The organism is Cytobacillus oceanisediminis, assembly GCF_003182355.1.
Lineage (GTDB): Bacteria > Bacillota > Bacilli > Bacillales > Cytobacillaceae > Cytobacillus > Cytobacillus oceanisediminis_A.
Genome location: NZ_QGTW01000042.1, coordinates 1 through 1,131, shown reverse-complemented (window position 1 = coordinate 1,131; position 1,131 = coordinate 1). Strand labels below are relative to the sequence as shown.

Here is a 1,131-nt window from a genome sequence, read left to right as displayed (position 1 = left end):
CACACCCGTTCCCATACCGAACACGGAAGTTAAGCTTCTCAGCGCCGATGGTAGTTGGGGGCTGTCCCCCTGTGAGAGTAGGACGCTGCCGGGCATTTATAATGGAGGATTAGCTCAGCTGGGAGAGCATCTGCCTTACAAGCAGAGGGTCGGCGGTTCGATCCCGTCATCCTCCACCATATAACTTGCCGGTGTAGCTCAATTGGTAGAGCAACTGACTTGTAATCAGTAGGTTGGGGGTTCAAGTCCTCTCGCCGGCACCATCTCTTTTAATCTCTACGAGATTTTAATGAGCCATTAGCTCAGTCGGTAGAGCATCTGACTTTTAATCAGAGGGTCGAAGGTTCGAGTCCTTCATGGCTCACCATTTCAATTTAATATTGCGGGTGTGGCGGAATTGGCAGACGCACCAGACTTAGGATCTGGCGCCGCAAGGCGTGGGGGTTCGACTCCCTTCACCCGCACCATTTTTAAGCGGAAGTAGTTCAGTGGTAGAACATCACCTTGCCAAGGTGGGGGTCGCGGGTTCGAATCCCGTCTTCCGCTCCATTTTTATGCCGGGGTGGCGGAACTGGCAGACGCACAGGACTTAAAATCCTGCGGTAGGTGACTACCGTACCGGTTCGATTCCGGTCCTCGGCACCATTTAAGTTAATATAATGCGCCCGTAGCTCAATTGGATAGAGCGTTTGACTACGGATCAAAAGGTTAGGGGTTCGACTCCTCTCGGGCGCGCCATATTTACGGGGAGTAGCTCAGCTTGGTAGAGCACTTGGTTTGGGACCAAGGGGTCGCAGGTTCGAATCCTGTCTTCCCGACCATTAAATATTGGGGCCTTAGCTCAGCTGGGAGAGCGCCTGCTTTGCACGCAGGAGGTCAGCGGTTCGATCCCGCTAGGCTCCACCAAAAAGATTTAAAAAAGTTATTGACTCAGATTGCTAAATCTGATAAGATAATAAAGTCGCCTTAAACGACGGATTGATCTTTGAAAACTGAACGAACAAAAACGTCAACGTTAATTCTTTAGTCTTTTTTGAAAAGACAACTTATGAGCTTAATCAACTCTTATATGGAGAGTTTGATCCTGGCTCAGGACGAACGCTGGCGGCGTGCCTAATACATGCAAGTCGA

9 tRNA genes and 2 rRNA genes are annotated in these 1,131 nt (G+C 50.1%); all 11 read left to right on the top strand.

What is annotated here, in order from left to right:
- A 5S ribosomal RNA gene (rrf, locus tag DFO73_RS28260) occupies window positions 1-94 on the top strand; the annotation flags it as partial.
- Window positions 95-103: 9 nt separating this feature from the next.
- A tRNA-Val gene (locus tag DFO73_RS28255) sits at window positions 104-179 on the top strand.
- Window positions 180-187: 8 nt separating this feature from the next.
- A tRNA-Thr gene (locus tag DFO73_RS28250) sits at window positions 188-263 on the top strand.
- Window positions 264-291: 28 nt separating this feature from the next.
- Window positions 292-367 (top strand) — tRNA-Lys (locus DFO73_RS28245).
- 15 nt (window positions 368-382) lie between these two features.
- Window positions 383-467, top strand: a tRNA-Leu gene (locus DFO73_RS28240).
- Between the two features lie 7 nt (window positions 468-474).
- A tRNA-Gly gene (locus DFO73_RS28235) sits at window positions 475-549 on the top strand.
- Between the two features lie 7 nt (window positions 550-556).
- Window positions 557-645: transfer RNA gene (locus tag DFO73_RS28230), tRNA-Leu, on the top strand.
- A 16-nt stretch (window positions 646-661) separates the two neighbouring features.
- Window positions 662-738 (top strand) — tRNA-Arg (locus DFO73_RS28225).
- 6 nt (window positions 739-744) lie between these two features.
- A tRNA-Pro gene (locus tag DFO73_RS28220) sits at window positions 745-821 on the top strand.
- Between the two features lie 9 nt (window positions 822-830).
- A tRNA-Ala gene (locus DFO73_RS28215) sits at window positions 831-906 on the top strand.
- A 160-nt stretch (window positions 907-1,066) separates the two neighbouring features.
- Window positions 1,067-1,131: ribosomal RNA gene (locus tag DFO73_RS28210) — 16S ribosomal RNA — on the top strand; the annotation flags it as partial.